This is a genomic window from Hymenobacter sp. BT491 (genome assembly GCF_014349165.1).
Classification (GTDB): Bacteria; Bacteroidota; Bacteroidia; order Cytophagales; family Hymenobacteraceae; genus Hymenobacter; species Hymenobacter jejuensis.
In genome coordinates this window covers 1,175,917-1,191,620 of the sequence record NZ_JACSJJ010000002.1, presented here as the reverse complement: position 1 = coordinate 1,191,620, position 15,704 = coordinate 1,175,917, and the positions used below count along the sequence as shown (strand labels likewise).

11 protein-coding genes are annotated in these 15,704 nt (G+C 55.6%); 7 read left to right on the top strand and 4 right to left on the bottom strand.

Translation table 11 applies throughout. The annotated features are described in order from the left end of the window. The first annotated feature begins 65 nt into the window (after nt 1–65). The 6 genes from H9I52_RS10800 (at nt 66) to acs (ending at nt 9,168) form a co-directional block, all read left to right on the top strand. Complete coding sequence (locus tag H9I52_RS10800) at nt 66–1,544, top strand: MFS transporter (protein ID WP_187453849.1); 1,479 nt, start codon at nt 66–68, stop codon at nt 1,542–1,544. A gap of 146 nt (nt 1,545–1,690) precedes the next feature. Further along, nucleotides 1,691–1,918, top strand: a complete 228-nt coding sequence (locus H9I52_RS10795) for a hypothetical protein (RefSeq protein ID WP_262386009.1) — start codon at nt 1,691–1,693, stop codon at nt 1,916–1,918. A 70-nt stretch (nt 1,919–1,988) separates the two neighbouring features. Next, nucleotides 1,989–4,748 carry a sensor histidine kinase gene (locus H9I52_RS10790; RefSeq protein ID WP_187453848.1) on the top strand — a complete coding sequence of 920 codons (2,760 nt, stop codon included), beginning with the start codon at nt 1,989–1,991 and terminating at the stop codon, nt 4,746–4,748. Between the two features lie 29 nt (nt 4,749–4,777). Then, on the top strand, nt 4,778–5,158 hold the full coding sequence (locus tag H9I52_RS10785) for a response regulator transcription factor (RefSeq protein WP_187453847.1): 381 nt from the start codon (nt 4,778–4,780) through the stop codon (nt 5,156–5,158). 35 nt (nt 5,159–5,193) lie between these two features. Beyond that, a complete protein-coding gene (locus tag H9I52_RS10780) occupies nt 5,194–7,128 on the top strand; it encodes a propionyl-CoA synthetase (RefSeq protein ID WP_187453846.1) in 1,935 nt (644 codons plus the stop codon). A gap of 129 nt (nt 7,129–7,257) precedes the next feature. Beyond that, nucleotides 7,258–9,168 (top strand): acetate--CoA ligase, encoded by a 1,911-nt coding sequence (gene acs / locus H9I52_RS10775; RefSeq protein WP_187453845.1) that lies wholly within the window; start codon nt 7,258–7,260, stop codon nt 9,166–9,168. A gap of 67 nt (nt 9,169–9,235) precedes the next feature. Here acs and H9I52_RS10770 read toward each other — a convergent pair whose 3' ends face one another. The 4 genes from H9I52_RS10770 to H9I52_RS10755 form a co-directional block, all read right to left on the bottom strand. Continuing rightward, complete coding sequence (locus H9I52_RS10770) at nt 9,236–10,534, bottom strand: acyltransferase family protein (protein ID WP_187453844.1); 1,299 nt, start codon at nt 10,532–10,534, stop codon at nt 9,236–9,238. Between the two features lie 10 nt (nt 10,535–10,544). Then, the gene (fahA, locus tag H9I52_RS10765; protein ID WP_187453843.1) at nt 10,545–11,822 is read right to left on the bottom strand and encodes a fumarylacetoacetase; all 1,278 of its coding nucleotides are present in this window, start codon (nt 11,820–11,822) and stop codon (nt 10,545–10,547) included. A 148-nt stretch (nt 11,823–11,970) separates the two neighbouring features. Then, nucleotides 11,971–12,267 (bottom strand): NifU family protein, encoded by a 297-nt coding sequence (locus tag H9I52_RS10760; protein ID WP_139517416.1) that lies wholly within the window; start codon nt 12,265–12,267, stop codon nt 11,971–11,973. A gap of 144 nt (nt 12,268–12,411) precedes the next feature. Further along, the gene (locus tag H9I52_RS10755; protein WP_139517415.1) at nt 12,412–13,515 is read right to left on the bottom strand and encodes an Mrp/NBP35 family ATP-binding protein; all 1,104 of its coding nucleotides are present in this window, start codon (nt 13,513–13,515) and stop codon (nt 12,412–12,414) included. A gap of 136 nt (nt 13,516–13,651) precedes the next feature. Between H9I52_RS10755 and dnaG the strand changes: the two genes are divergently transcribed. After that, the gene (dnaG, locus tag H9I52_RS10750) at nt 13,652–15,697 is read left to right on the top strand and encodes a DNA primase (protein WP_187453842.1); all 2,046 of its coding nucleotides are present in this window, start codon (nt 13,652–13,654) and stop codon (nt 15,695–15,697) included. Nucleotides 15,698–15,704 lie beyond the last annotated feature (7 nt).

Genomic DNA, 15,704 nt, shown 5'->3' with positions numbered 1-15,704 from the left:
CGACAGCCTTGCTTGTCTTTGAATCTCCCTTCCTAAATTCCCTTCATTCCAACCCGTATTCAGTTATGGAACAAAGCATTCCTCGCCGTCCCTTTGCCGGGGCGGACCAAGCGGTGGACGCCGCGGCGGCACACGATAACAACAACGTGTCGGTCAGCAAGATCTGGCAGGTCATCACGGCCTCGTCGGTGGGTACCGTCATCGAGTGGTACGACTTCTACATTTTCGGCTCGCTCGCCCCGATTATCTCCACGCTGTTTTTCCCCAAAACCGACCCCGTAGCAGCCATGCTGGGCACACTGGCAGCCTTTGCTGTGGGTTTTGTTGTACGGCCATTTGGTGCCGTGTTTTTCGGGCGCATCGGCGATTTGGTTGGTCGCAAATACACTTTCCTGCTGACGCTGCTGCTGATGGGCGGTTCCACATTCTGCATCGGCCTGATTCCGACGTACGAGCGAATTGGGGTGATGGCGCCCGTGATCTTGGTGCTGCTACGCACCATTCAGGGCTTGGCGCTGGGCGGTGAGTATGGCGGGGCAGCTACCTACGTGGCCGAGCACGCCCCCGACAACCGCCGGGGCTACTACACTAGCTTTATCCAGACTACCGCCACGCTGGGCCTGTTTGTAAGCATTGCCGTGATCGTCGGCACGCGCCTATCGGTGGGCGAAGATGCATTTAAAGAGTGGGGCTGGCGCATTCCGTTCCTCATTTCCCTGATCTTGGTTGTTGCTTCCTACTACATCCGCCGCAAGCTGCACGAGTCGCCGTTGTTTGCGAAGGCCAAAGCCGAAGGCACCACCAGCAAGTCGCCGCTGCGCGATTCGTTTGTAGAGCCCGTCAACCGTCGTTTGGTGTTGCTGGCCCTGTTTGGGGCTACCATGGGCCAAGGCGTAGTATGGTACACGGGACAGTTTTACGCCTACTTTTTCCTCCAAACCGTTCTCAAAATTGACCTCGTGACGGCCAGTACCATCCTGTGCCTGGCGCTGCTGTTTGCCACGCCGTTCTTTGTGTATTTCGGCGGCCTTTCCGACCGCATTGGCCGCAAACGCATCATCATGACGGGTTTGGCCTGCGGGGTACTCTTCACCATCCCGATTTTCTACGGCCTGAAGGCATTCGCCGGCCCTCTAACAGAAAAAACCGCCGCTACCGTGGATGCCGCCGGCGTGGCAGTGCCCGCCGTTATGCAGGCTGCTACTCCCAACGTATTGGCCCTCACAGTGTTAGTGTTCTGCCTGGTGCTTTTCGTAACAATGGTGTACGGCCCTATCGCGGCGTATCTCGTGGAGTTGTTCCCTACAAAGGTTCGCTACACATCGCTGTCGGTGCCCTACCACATCGGCAACGGCATCTTCGGGGGCTTGGTACCGCTGATCGCCACGGCTATGGTAGCGTGGGCAGCCGCTCAGCCCAGCGGCTTTTTACAAGAGCACAGTATTTATTTCGGCCTCGTGTACCCAGTAGTTGTGGCCCTGATTTGCTTGATTGTGGGCTCTACGTACATGAAAGATGTGCGGAACGTTAAGATCATGGACTGATTGATTTTTCCCAGCCTGTCTTGGTGAAAAGTCCGTCGGACCATTGGTTCGACGGACTTTCTACTGTCGGGGCCAGCTTTTATATCTCACTATATCTCACTGCTGCTGGGTTTATATCCTTTTGTTCACCAGATACTTATCGCCTCATGTCTTCGATGTCGCCGCAGGAGCAAACCGAGCAACGCCGGGGCCAGCAGCTGCTTTTCGTCGCTCTTCTGTTTGGGATTCTGCTCAATTTCCCGCTCCTGGCCGTGTTCGACCACGACGGCAAAGTAGGCGGGGTGCCGGTGCTGTATCTCTACGTATTGCTCGCCTGGATTGCCGTGGTGGTGCTCACGGGCTGGCTGGTTACCCGCATGAAACATGAGGAATAATGCACTTTGTAAGTAATTGTGTAGCAAGTATTTACAAAATAAGCCTTTTGCCTGATTAGCCACTTTTTCAATGTCCAAGCTGCTTGTCATAGGGTTTTCATTCGGCTACCTGGCGTTGCTGTTCGGGGTGGCCTACGCAGCTGAGCGCCGCTCGTCCACGCGGCGAAGCCTCGTGAGCAACCCCTATGTGTACGCCCTTTCGATGGCTGTGTATTGCACCGCCTGGACGTACTATGGCAGCGTAGGGCGAGCGGCGTATTACGGGCTGGAGTTTGTGGGTATTTTCCTGGGTCCCACGTTGTTAGCGCCGGCCTGGTGGCTGGTGCTGCGCAAAATCATCCGCATCTGCCGGTTGCAGCGCCTGACCTCCATTGCCGATTTTATCTCGGCGCGCTATGGCAAAAGCGCTGCCTTGGGTGCCGTCGTGACGGTCGTGTGCGTGCTGGGAATTATCCCGTATATCGCTCTGCAAATCAAAGCGATAGCCGGGTCGTTCGATATCATCACGCGCGGGCCCGAAGCGATGACAACCGGCGCCAACGGTGGTGTAGCCGCCGTAAGCTCGGCTCTGTTTACCACCGTGGCGCTGGCGTTTTTCACCATCATCTTTGGCGTGCGTTCCGTGGAAGCCACCGAGCGGCACGAAGGCATGGTGCTGGCCGTAGCCCTAGAGTCGTTGGTAAAGCTGGTGGCGTTTCTGGCGGTGGGCGTGTTCGTCACGTTTGGCCTGTTCAACGGCTTCGGCGACGTGTTTGAGAAAGCAGCGGCCGTGCCTGCCCTGAGCCGGCTGTTTACGTTGCACGGTGCCGGCGTAAGCGGCGCGCAGTGGTTTACTCTCCTGCTGCTGAGCATGGCCGCTATTCTGATGCTGCCGCGGCAGTTTCAGGTGTCGGTGGTGGAAAACGTAAACGAGGTGCACCTGCGGAAAGCCATGTGGCTGTTTCCGCTGTATCTCATTGTCATCAACCTCTTTGTGCTGCCCATTGCCTTTGGCGGACAGCTGCTGTACGGCCACGCCGGCCTCGATGCCGATACCTTTGTGCTGGCGTTGCCGCTCGGGGCGGGGCAGCAGTGGCTGGCTTTGTTTACTTATCTCGGCGGGTTGTCGGCGGCCAGCAGCATGATCATCGTCGAGACCATTGCGCTGAGCGTAATGATGAGCAACAACCTGCTCATGCCGTTGCTGGTGCGCATTCCGGTAGTGCAGCCCCAGACCCAGACGCGCTGGTTTGCCTACCTCAGCCAAACCGCGTTGCAAAGCCGTCGGCTGGCCGTGGTACTCGTGTTAATGCTGGCCTACGGCTATTACACGGTGGTAGGGCATTTGCTGCCGCTTGTCAACATTGGGCTCGTGTCGTTTGCGGCGGTAGCGCAATTTGTGCCGGTGGTGCTGGGCGGTTTGTACTGGAAAGGCGGCACAAAACAAGGCGCGATGGCGGGCATTGTGGGCGGGTTCGTGCTGTGGTTTTTCACGTTGGTGCTGCCCACCATGATCGGCCCGCACCTGCTCCCGACAGCCTGGCTCGAACAGGGCGTATTCGGCTTGGCCGGGCTGCGGCCGTTTGCGTTGTTTGGGCTAACCGGGCTCGATTATTTGTCGCACGGCTTATTCTGGAGCTGGTTTTTCAACGTGGGTCTGTACGTGGGCGTGTCGCTGGCCGGCCGGCCCTCGGCGCTGGAGCAGCGGCAAGCCGACGTATTTGTGGACGTATTTCGCTACCGCAACGTGTTCGAAGGCCCCTCGTTGTGGCAAGGCGCGGCACCTCTGCCCGACGTACGGGCTTTGCTCAACGGGTTTCTGGGTAAAAAGCGCACAACCCAGGCGCTACGAGCCTTTGCCGAGCGTTTTCCCGACGCGCATCCCGCCGACACTTCGGCCACCACTGCCGATCCGCGTCTCTTGGCCTACGCCGAAAAACTGTTGGCTGGCAGCATCGGGCCGGCGTCGGCGCGGTTGCTGCTCTCGTCGTCGGTAGGGGCGGAAGAGATTAGTTTCGACAACGTAGTAGGCATCCTGCGCGAGTCGCAGCAACTCTTGGAAGCCAACCGGCAGCTGCAAAAGCAGTCGCGGCAACTTCAGAACCTCACGGCCGATTTGCGCGACGCCTACACGCAATTGCAGGAGTTGGACATGCGCAAAGACGAGTTTTTGTACACCGTTACGCACGAGCTGCGCACGCCCCTGACCAGCATTCGGGCACTGTCCGAAATCCTGTCCGACAACCCCGATCTGGAGGAAGAAGAGCGCCTGCGGTTTCAGCACACCATCACCAAAGAGGCCGAACGCCTAAGCCGCCTCATTACGCTGGTGCTGGATCTGGAGAAATTTGAATCGGGAAAGGCCACCCTGGAGCGGGCGCCCCTGGATGTGGCCGAAGTGGTCAACGACGCCATCGACTCCGTGGGGCAGCTCCTGCGCGACAAGCAAATCCGCCTCGACGTAGCGGTGCCGCCCGGCTTACCCAGCCTTACCGGCGACCGCGACCGCCTGATGCAAGTGCTTGTCAACCTGCTTTCTAACGCGGTAAAGTCGTGCCGGCCCGATGGCGAAGGCCGCATTGGGGTAAGCGCCGAAGCCGCCGGCAACGCCGTGCGCATCAGCGTCACCGACAACGGCAAGGGCATCGATCCGGCGTTTCACACACTCATTTTCGATAAGTTTTTTCAGGCCCAGAACCAAACCACACGCAAGCCCGAAGGCTCGGGGCTGGGGCTGGCCATCACCAAAAAAATTGTGGAGCTGCACGCCGGCCGCATCTGGGTTGAGAGCGAACCCGAGCAAGGCGCCTGCTTCTCCTTTGAGCTTCCTGCTGAGGAACTTAGCAAGTAATCACGCCGACCGCACCCTTTACCATGGCTATGAATACAACCCGGGTTTTAATCGTCGATGACGAGCCCAACATTGTGATGTCGCTCGAATTTTTGATGCGCAAAAACGGCTATCAGGTTAGCATTGCACGCAACGGCACGGAGGCGCTGGAAGCCGTTGAGCAGACCGCTTTCGACGTGATTCTGCTGGATGTGATGATGCCCGACGTTGATGGGTACCAAGTGTGTCGCCACGTCAAAACCCGCCCCGAACGGCAAACCACGAAGGTTATCTTCCTGAGTGCCAAGAGCAAAGAAGCCGACATTCAGAAGGGCTACGACGTCGGCGCCGATCTCTACATTCCGAAACCCTTCAGTACGCGTCAGCTCATGGAAAAAGTCAGGGAGCTAGTCGCTGCGCCAACTGCTTAGTAATCAGATAGATGCCTTTTTTACTTTCAGAGGCCATGAAACCCGTTTCCCCACCCGCATTACCCTACGCCGAGGCTTATGCCGCTAGTCTGGCCGATCCGGCCGCTTTCTGGGAGGAGCAAGCCCAACAGATTCAGTGGTTTGAGCCGCCCACCGAGATGCTGACTACCGATGCGCAGGGCTTGTACCGCTGGTTCCCAGGTAGCCGGCTCAACACCAGCTATTTAGCCCTCGATCACCACGTGCACTTCGGCCGCGGCGAGCAAATAGCCCTGATTTATGATTCACCCGTTACCAATACCATCAGCCGCATTACCTACCGCGAGCTACTCGACCGCACGGCGCACTTTGCGGGTGGCCTGCGCCAATTGGGCGTGGAAAAAGGAGACCGGGTAATTATTTACATGCCCAACGTACCCGAAGCGGTGGTGGCCATGTTGGCTTGCGCGCGCCTCGGGGCGGTGCACTCGGTGGTGTTTGGCGGCTTTGCGCCCCACGAGCTGGCAGTCCGCATCGACGATGCCCAGCCGCGGGTGATTGTGTCGGCGTCGGGCGGCATGGAGTTCGACAAAGTGATACCTTACAAGCCACTGCTGGATGCCGCCATTGAGAAAGCCAGCTTCAAGCCTGCGCATACTGTCATTTTGCAACGGCCTTTTGCTCAAGCAGATATGCAAAGCGGCCGCGACGTGGACTACCAGAAAGTGATGCAAGCTCCGCAGGTGGGCTGCGTTTCCGTCGAAGCCACCGACCCGCTGTATATCCTTTACACGAGCGGCACCACGGGCAAGCCCAAGGGCGTGGTGCGCGACAACGGCGGGCACGCCGTGGCACTTAAATACAGCATGTCCGCGATTTATGGCATGCAGCCGGGCGAGGTGTTTTGGGCCGCCTCCGATATTGGGTGGGCAGTAGGACACAGCTACATCGTGTATGGTCCTCTGTTTCAGGGGTGTACCTCGGTGCTGTTTGAAGGAAAGCCGGTTCGCACGCCGGATGCCGGCACGTTCTGGCGGGTGGTGGCCGAGCACAAAGTGCAGGTGTTGTTCACGGCGCCCACGGCCATTCGAGCCATTAAGAAGGAAGACGCCGAAGGACAGCTTGCCCAGCACTACGACCTTACAAGCTTGCGCTACCTGTTTCTGGCCGGCGAGCGCTGCGATCCGGCTACCTACGAGTGGGCCGCTCGCACGTTGAGCGTGCCGGTAATCGATCATTGGTGGCAAACCGAATCGGGCTGGCCGATGCTGGCTACCATGGTGGGCCTGAGCGAGATGCCGCCGCCTCGTGCCGGCTCGGCAGGCCATCCGGTACCCGGCTACGACGTGCAGATTCTCGACGAAACCGGGGAGCCGCTGCCCCCAACGCACACGGGCCTGGTGGCGGTGCGTCTGCCGTTGCCGCCGGGCTGCCTGCCCACCTTGTGGCACGACGACGAACGCTTCCGCCAAAGCTACCTGACTACTTTTCCGGGCTACTACCTCAGCGGAGATGGCGGTTTCCGCGACGCGGAGGGCTATTTTTTCATCATGGGCCGCGTCGATGATGTCATCAACGTTGCGGGCCACCGCCTGAGTACGGGCGAGATGGAGGAGTTGCTGGCCGCGCACCCGGCCGTTGCCGAATGTGCCGTTTTGGGCATCGCTTGCCTGTTACGAGGCCAGCGGCCTGTCGGGCTGGTGGTACTGAAAGATGGATACACAATTGGCGAGGAGCAGTTGGAGCAGGAATTGGTGCAGTTGATTCGCGACCAAATCGGGGCCTTAGCAAGCTTTCGCAATGCCTTAGTAGTCAAGAGGTTACCCAAAACACGCTCTGGTAAGATTTTACGCAAAAGTATGCGCCAACTTGCTGATGGAGAAGCATTTACTATGCCCTCTACTATCGATGACCCCGCAATTCTGGATGAAATACGCGCTGTACTGGTGCGGCGCCAGGTTGGACTGGCTTTTGAAAAAGACAGTACTTGATTTGGCCTCCTCACGAGGGCTAAAACCTGCCTTTAGGTCTTTAAAAAGCAGAGAGTTTTAGCCCGACTATTGAAATTCTGACCGTAAAGACACTTCTTGAACTTCCTCCTTACTAAAATTCCTACCGTTATGCCCGCACAACACGCTCGCATTCAGTCAATTGAAGAATACGAAGAGGCCTACCGCCGCAGCACCGAAAACCCCGAACAGTTTTGGGCCGACATTGCCGAGCCTTTTTCCTGGCGCCGCAAGTGGGATACAGTCTTGGAGTCGGATATGGTGGAAGGCCACAACAAGTGGTTTAAGGGGGCAAAACTCAACATCACCGAAAATTGCCTCGATCGCCATTTGGCCACGCGCGGCAACAAGCTGGCGCTCATCTGGGAGCCCAACGACCCCAAAACCCGCCAGATTCGTTACACCTACCGCGAGCTGCACCAAGAGGTATGCAAGTTTGCTAACGTGCTGCAAAACAACGGAGTAGAGAAGGGCGACCGCGTGTGCATCTACATGCCCATGATTCCGCAGTTGGCGATTGCGGTGCTGGCGTGCGCCCGCGTGGGTGCGGTGCATTCGGTGATTTTCGCGGGTTTCTCGGCCAATGCCATCTCGGATCGGGTGAACGACGCTCAAGCCAGTGTGGTGCTGACTTCCGACGGCCTAAACCGCGGCGACAAGCAGATTCCGGTGAAACGCGTCGTCGACGACGCCCTGCATCATTGCCCTAGCGTGCGCCGCGTCATTGTAACCGAGCACTTGGGCTGGCCCGTCAACATGGTGGAAGGCCGCGACGTGTGGTTGCACGAGGAGCTGGAAGAAGTGGAGAAAACCTCGCCGGCCGAGGAGATGGACGCCGAAGATATGCTCTTTATCCTCTACACGAGCGGCTCGACGGGCAAGCCCAAGGGCGTGGTGCACACGCAGGCGGGCTACATGGTATGGGCCGATTATACCTTCCGCAACGTGTTTCAGGTCAATGAGAACGATGTATACTGGTGCACCGCCGACATCGGCTGGGTTACGGGCCACACGTACTTGTTGTACGGCCCGTTGCTGAGCGGCGCCACCACGCTCATGTTTGAGGGCATCCCAACGTATCCCAGTGCCGGGCGCTTCTGGGAAGTCATTGATAAACACAGCGTTTCGGTGTTTTATACGGCGCCCACGGCCATCCGGTCGCTGATGGCTACGCCGCTGGATAACGTGTTAAGCTATTCGCTTGATTCACTGCGGGTTCTGGGATCGGTGGGGGAGCCCATCAACGAAGAAGCCTGGCATTGGTACTACACACACGTAGGCAAAGAGCGCAGCCCCGTGGTGGATACGTGGTGGCAAACCGAAACCGGCGGCATCATGATTTCGGCTTTGGCGGGCATTACGCCCAGCAAACCGGCGCGCGCGGGTCTGCCGCTACCGGGTGTGCAGCCGGTGCTGCTCACGCAGGAAGGCAAGGAAATCGAGGGCAACGATGAGGAAGGCTACTTGGCCATCAAATATCCGTGGCCGGGCATCATTCGCACCACCTACGGCGACCACGAGCGGTGCCGCCAAACCTATTTTGCGCCGTATCCGGGGTATTACTTTACCGGCGACGGCGCCCGCCGCGACGAAGAAGGTCTTTATCGCATTATTGGTCGCGTCGACGACGTGATCAACGTCTCGGGTCACCGCTTCGGCACAGCCGAAATCGAGAATGCCATCAACCAGAACTCGCACGTGGTAGAAAGCGCTGTAGTGGGCTATCCGCACGACGTAAAAGGGCAGGGCATCTACGCCTACGTGATTTGCCGGGGAAAAATTTCCAAGGAAGAAGCCATCTACGTGGAAGCCAGCATCATCGAAACGGTGGTGGCCGAAATCGGCAAAATCGCCCGTCCCGACAAGATTCAGCTCGTCACGGGGCTGCCCAAAACGCGTTCCGGCAAAATCATGCGCCGCATCCTGCGCAAAGTGGCCGAAGGCGACACCAACAACCTTGGCGACACCACCACACTCCTCGACCCGAATGTGGTGGACGAGATCATTGAGGGTAAGAAATGATAAAATTATAAACCCAAGGTCTTTAACTTTAAAAGAGGTTGAAGCCCTTGGGTTTTACTAAGGCTATTTAAACGCCCGCTACCCTTTTCTGTAGTATTGATTTAACCCAAGGCTGGAATTTTCTTTCAAGAATAAAACTCACCAGCATTACAACGCCTAAAAATGTAAGAAATCTTGGAAAAAACGCTAGTCCTGATACTGTGAAAAAATCATTTCTGCGCAGTAATTGTAGTATGGGAAAATGGATAATATAAATCCCATATGATATGCTACCTAAAAATTTTCCCAGATCGATAATTTTCTTTGATATTATTTCGATAAAATTTTTTGGGTAGACTAATAAGATTAAGCTGACTAAATAGGTAAAAATAGGAATTATAACTGCAGTGAACTTTGGTGAATAATATCCAGTGTATCTAATAAAATTATAAATACCATAAGCAGGAATTAATTGCAATATAAACTGTATCGGCTTTCTAAATCTGTATTGTTTGTTCGTGAAATTTAAAACTAGTAAGATGCCGTAAGGCAGAAAAGCAAAATCATAGAAGGAAATGACAGTGCCAAACCACTCACGGGGATTAATAAATATAACGTCGCTGTGAAAAAGAGTTCTATATCTGTAAGTCAACAACTGTTGAAGTGTATTAAAATTATAAAGCGTTAAAAAGAGAAATATATTACTTGCCAGCAAGCCGTAAGTATTTTCTCTCTTTCTTCTAAGAAATTTTGCCAAGACTAGTCCTGCTGACCAGAAGGCGAAACCAAATGCATATGATGTGACAACGGCTGGACCTAAAATAGGGTAAGCATAAAAATTGAGTAAGCCTATTACTATCGATGCGCCTAATGATATTATTGGATTAATATTAATAGCTGAAATAAAGATAAATATTATATAAAATAGCATCTCGTAATGTAACGACCAAGATGGGGCGTTTTCCCAAATAACCTCCGAAAACATGACTTGGGTAAGTGAGATATTGTGAGCTATGACCTGCCATGAGTAATTTTTGCTCGCTGTTAATAAGGCGAATAAAATACTTAATAAATACAAGGGATAAACTCTTGTAATACGTTTATTTATATAAGGAAAAATTGTAGATCTAGTAAACTTAGTTTTATTGGTAGTGCCAATAACGTACCCCGAGATAATAAAAAATGCTAGGACGCTTAAATGCCCTGGTGGTTGAAATGTAAATATGCCATTAGCACGTTCAGGAAATAGGCGATTGTGAACTCCGATTGTGTGGCTGCTGACAACAAACAATGCAAGAAAACCTCGTAGCGCTTCAAGATTAACGTCGAAATCTTTGCGTGGTTTGCGTTCTTCGGCTTTATCTATTTTCTGTAAATTTGCGGACATGAAGCCATAGTTAGGCACTCGGTAGAATCGTCCCGCTTACTTCCCCAAAACCAATTCGGATGCCATCCTTTTCGGCAAAACCGCGCATCGTGACGGTATCACCGTCGAGGAGGAATTTGCGTTCCGAGCCATCGGCGAGGGGCAGGGGGCGGGTGCCGCGCCACGTTAGCTCCAGCATCGAGCCCAGCGAATCGGGCGTGGAGCCGCTGATGGTGCCGCTGGCGTAGAGGTCGCCAACTTGCAGGTTGCAGCCGTTGCTGGTTTGGTGCGCTAGCTGTTGGGCCATGCTCCAATACATGTACTTGAAATTGGAGCGAGAAATTACGGTTTCAGGGCCGCCAGCAGGCTCAATGGCTACTTCTAGGTTGATGTCGAAATTGGCAGCGCCCGTTTGCCGTAAATACAGCAGCGGCTCGGGCTCTTGCTCGGGCCCCGGCACGCGGAACGGCTCCAGCGCATCCAGCGTCACGATCCATGGCGACACGCTGCTGCCGAAGCTTTTGCCTAAAAACGGGCCGAGCGGTACGTATTCCCAACTCTGGATATCGCGGGCGCTCCAATCGTTAAACAGCACCAAGCCAAATATGTAGTCCTCAGCCTGCTGGATCGGTACGGCGTGGCCGAGCTGGGTAGCGCGCCCGCCGATGAAAGCAACTTCCAGCTCAAAATCCAGCTGCTGCGATGGCCCAAAGGTAGGGGCCGCTGCATCGGGTGCTTTGCGCTGCCCGTTAGGCCGGCGAATGTCGGTGCCACTCACTACAATGCTACTGGCGCGGCCGTGGTAGCCAATCGGGATGTGGCGCCAGTTGGGGAGCAACGCATTAGCGGGGTCGCGAAACATCATGCCCACGTTGGTGGCGTGCTCGATGCTGGAATAGAAATCGGTGTAGTTGCAGATCCTTACAGGGCGCAGCATTTGCACCTCGCTTTGCCGCACCAGGCAAGTGTGCATGGCTTCCTCGTTGTCACGCAGGGCGGGGTTGTCGTGGCGCAGCAACTCACTGACGCGCTGACGCACGGCCCGCCAAGTCGGGCGACCCAGGCGAATAAAGCTGTTCAGCGAGCGACGACGGAAGACTTTCGGCTGGGTGTTGATGTCCAGATCGTCGAAGAAACCGTATTGGCTAACCGCGTATAGATCAAGTACATAGTCGCCGATGGCCACGCCGGCTCTCGTGCCTCGCTCCGGGGTTTCAAACACGCCAAAGGGCAGGTTTTGAATGGGAAAATCGCTGAGTGGCGAAATATCAATCCAGGAGTGGAGGTCGGGATTATTGGCAGCAAGCATGGTGAGCACAAGGTTTGGCGTCGGAGAAAGGCAGTCGGCAAATATAGAAGGGGAGAAGTTTGGAGGCCTGTGCGGTTAACCCTAGTCCTAAAACTAAAAAAGACCGCTGCTTAGCGGTCTTTTTTATAAAAATTAGATAATCAGGCAATTATCGAACTTGCCCGGCGGGTTGCTCTTCCATGGGGGTGGCATTGGTGGCCTCCACGCGAATGATTTCGGGCACGGCTTTTTTCACCGATTCTTCCACGCCCGCTTTTAGCGTCATCGGCGACATGGGGCAGGTGCCGCAAGCGCCGAGCAGTTCCAGTTGCAAAACCATGTCATCGGTGATGTTGAGCACGCGCACGTTGCCCCCGTCAGCGGCCAAGTACGGACGAATCGAGTCCAAGGCCTGCTCAATGCGGGGCAACAACGGATGTTCTTCTACGGCAGTGGAATACAGCATACAGGATATACAATCGAGGGCAGGACGAAGTTCGGCATTAAATCGCGGATTGGTGTTGGCGGCGTTGATTTCGCTGATTTTTTAGCTCCTGAGCTTGTTAGTACAGGCTTATTAACCAGTTGAAATCGCCGGAAGCACCGCTGCCTAGCGATTCATTTCTACTACTTGGGTACGGGGTGCCACAGCGTTGCGGATGGATACTTGGCGAGCGAGCTCTTCAGCCAGTTGCTCAAACATTGCGGCCGAAGGCGAGCCTTCCTGTAAGATTGCCGGGGTGCCGTAGTCGCCGTTTTCGCGAATGCTTTGCACCAGCGGCAACTGGCCCAACAGCGGCACTTCGTGCTTTTCGGCCAAGGCTTTGCCTCCGCCTTCGCCAAAAATAAAGTACTTATTTTCAGGAAGTTCTGCGGGCGTAAACCAAGCCATGTTCTCCACGATGCCCAGCACCGGCACGTTGATCTGAGGCTGGCGGAACATTTGCAGGCCCTTTTGCGCGTCGGCGAGGGCTACCTTTTGGGGCGTGGTCACGATGAGTGCGCCCGTCACGGGCACCGTCTGCACAAGCGTAAGGTGAATGTCGCTGGTGCCGGGCGGCATGTCGATGAGCAGGTAATCTAGGTCACCCCAATCGACTTCGGTGATGAATTGCTTCAAGGCCGATGAGGCCATCGGGCCGCGCCACACAATTGCGCTTTCAGCCGGAGCCAGGAAGCCAATGCTCATCAGTTTTACGCCGTAGCGCTCGACAGGCTGAATCAGGTTTTTGCCTTCCGGGGTTTGAAATACGTGGGGCCTTGCATCTTCCACGCCAAACATAACGGGCATGCTGGGACCGGAAATGTCGGCATCCACGAGGCCGACTTTGGCGCCCGTACGAGCCAGCGCAATGGCCAAGTTGGCCGTCACGGTGCTCTTGCCCACGCCGCCTTTGCCGGAAGCAATGGCAATGATGTTTTTAACGCCGCTCAATACGGCCGCATTCGCGGCACGCGCGGTGGTCACGCGAGAAGTCAGGTGCACATTCACCGTGGCTTCTTTGTCGACCATCGTATGAATGGCCCGGATGCAGGCGTTTTGAATGAGTTCTTTAAGCGGGCACGCGGGCGTCGTCAGGATGACGGTAAACGACACCGTTTTGCCTTCAATCTGCACGTCCTCAATCATGTTGAGCGTCACGAGGTCTTTGCCCAGATCGGGCTCTTCCACGTAGCTCAGCGCCTTCAGGACGTCTTCTTTAGTAATAGCCATAAGTCAGAAATGCGAAATGCAGTTGCAAAGATAACCCGGAAAACCGGGCAGAAGTTGGTTGAGTTTGTTACTGCTGCGGCCCAAGCTTGCACCTGATGTAAAGCGGTGGGCTTGGCTCCGTACCTTTGCGCTTCCTATGGCCCGTATCCCGAAAGAAACCATTGATCAAATCCTGCACCACGCCGACATCGTGGAAGTGGTGGGCGATTTTGTAAGTCTGAAGCGTAAAGGCCAGAATATGTGGGCCTGTTGCCCGTTTCACCACGAAAAGTCGCCTTCCTTTTCGGTGGCGCCAGCCAAGGGACTCTACAAATGCTTCGGCTGCGGCAAAGCGGGCGGCGTGATTCAGTTCATCATGGACATCGAGGGCACCAGCTACGTGGAAGCCCTGAAGTACCTGGCCAAGAAGTACGGGATCGAGATTCAGGAGGAAGAGAAGACGCCTGAACAGCAACTGGCTCAGAATGAGAAAGATAGCCAATTCATTGTTTCTAACTGGGCCAAAGACCACTATCATAAGCTGCTGCTCAACACCGACGAAGGCCAGAGCATTGGAATGAGCTACCTGCGCCAGCGCGGCCTCAACCAAACGACCATCCAGACCTTTGAGTTGGGCTACTCGCTCGATCAGTGGGATGATCTGCTGAAAGCCGCGCAGAAGGAAGGATTTGAAGCTAAATACCTGGAAAAGACAGGTTTAACCATCATCCGGGAAGACGAGCAAGGCAAAGATTCCGGTCGGCGCTACGACCGCTTCCGGGGCCGGGTGATGTTCCCGATTCACAATGTGTCGGGCCGCGTGATTGGCTTTGGAGCGCGTACGCTGAAAGCTAACGATAAGACAGCCAAATACTTAAACTCGCCGGAGTCGGAGATCTACCACAAGAGCGACGTGCTCTATGGCATGTATCAGGCGCGGCAAGCCATTCGCACCGAAGAGCTGTGCTACTTGGTGGAAGGCTATTTGGATGTGCTTTCCCTGCACCAAGGCGGCATCAAAAACGTGGTGGCCTCGTCGGGTACTTCGCTCACGGAGAGCCAGATACGTCTGATTTCGCGCTACACCGACAACGTAACCGTTCTCTACGACGGCGACGCGGCCGGTATTCGGGCCTCGTTGCGCGGCATCGACTTGATTCTGGAAGGCGGCCTGAACGTGCGCGTGGTGCTGTTTCCCGACGGCGACGACCCCGACAGCTACATCCGCAAAGTCGGCGATCAGCGCTTCAAGGACTACGTCGACGGCAACAGCCAGGACTTTATCTCCTTCAAAACCAACCTCGTAGCCAAAGAAGCGGCCCACGATCCGGTAAAGAAAGCCGAAGCCATTCGGGAGGTGCTGCAAAGCATTGCCAAAGTGCCCGACCCTATTAAGCGGCAGGTATTTTTGCAGCAGACCAGCGGCACATTCGGTATTGACGAGCAGGTACTTATCACGGAGTATAACAAGCTGGTCAAGAATTCCAGCTCCAAGGCAGTCGCTTCGCCTGGCCAGAGCGGTGGGGGCGCCGCAAGCGCTGGGGGGCAGCGTACTGCGGCTGCGCCACGGCCGTTGTCGCCCGACGAGGAGGCCGAAATGGCCATGTACGGTGCCACTCCCGACGATCTTGTAGCGGCTGGTGGCGGTGCCCAGCGGGAGGAGATTGAGCCGCTGCCCGACGTGCTGGCTGATTGCGAACGCGAAATTGTGCGCCTCATGGTGCTCTACGCTTCGCAACCGGTGCAGCCCGAAGTAGGGGTGGCGCACTACCTGTTCAGCCAGCTCGACGATACGACGTTTCGCACGCCCCTCTATGCCGACATGATGCACTTGTGCCGGGAAGAATTGGAGCAAGGCCGCTGGCCCGACGTGCGCACGTTTGTGCAGCACGGACGCGGAGATATCCGGCAGTTGGTCAGTGATTTAGCTACGGACAAATACGAGCTGAGCCCCAACTGGACTACCCACCAGATCTACGTGCCGCGCGAACTCGATTTGTTGCAGCAGGCATGCGACAACGCTATTCTGCGGCTCAAAAAAGAGATTGTGCAGCGCGAATTGAGCAAGTTGCAGGAAGAACTGCGCTTGGCACAGGATGCCGCCGCCGTCGATAAGATATTGGAGGCCCTCATGCTCTACAAGCGCCTCGACAACGAACTCGCCAACCACTTGGGTACCGTGATTCCTCGTGGTACATTGTAAATAGTTG